This window comes from Faecalicatena contorta (genome assembly GCF_021531995.1).
In the GTDB taxonomy this organism is placed as follows: domain Bacteria; phylum Bacillota; class Clostridia; order Lachnospirales; family Lachnospiraceae; genus Dorea_A; species Dorea_A contorta_A.
This window is the reverse complement of record NZ_JAFBIZ010000310.1, coordinates 1-455: the sequence shown is the minus strand read 5'-3', so window position 1 is coordinate 455 and position 455 is coordinate 1. Positions and strand designations below refer to the sequence as shown.

The 455-nt window shown below is 38.5% G+C and carries 1 protein-coding gene; it reads left to right on the top strand.

The window, feature by feature from the left end:
* The coding region (locus JQM82_RS16105; protein WP_328284234.1) for a YqaJ viral recombinase family protein at nt 1-455 on the top strand (455 nt) is incomplete at both ends.

The following is a 455-nucleotide window of genomic DNA, read 5'->3' as shown; positions in this document are numbered from 1 at the left end:
GGAATTCTTGAATGTAAGACCTGTAATTACAATGCAAGTAAGAAATGGGATGATGATGCAATTCCGGATAATTATGTGCTCCAGGTCAAACATTATCTGTCGGTCATGAACATGCAGAAAGCTTATATTGCATGTCTGTATGGGAATAATGAAGACGAATTTGTATTCCGCTATCTGGAGCGTGATCTGATGGATGAAGAAGACATCATAGAACAGGAAGTATTCTTCTGGGAGGAATATGTTGAAAAACATGTGGAACCACCGTATAACGGAAAGACAGACCTCATTTTAGATAGTATTCGGAGATCTGTGGGATATGCGGACATTAGTCTCCCGGAAATCGAATTATCATGTCTGGAATCTAAAAATCTTGAAAGATATCTTGCTTTAGCAGAAGAAAAATCCCAAATTGAAAAAAGAAAAAAAGAGATCGAATCGGAGCAGCGTGCGATCAG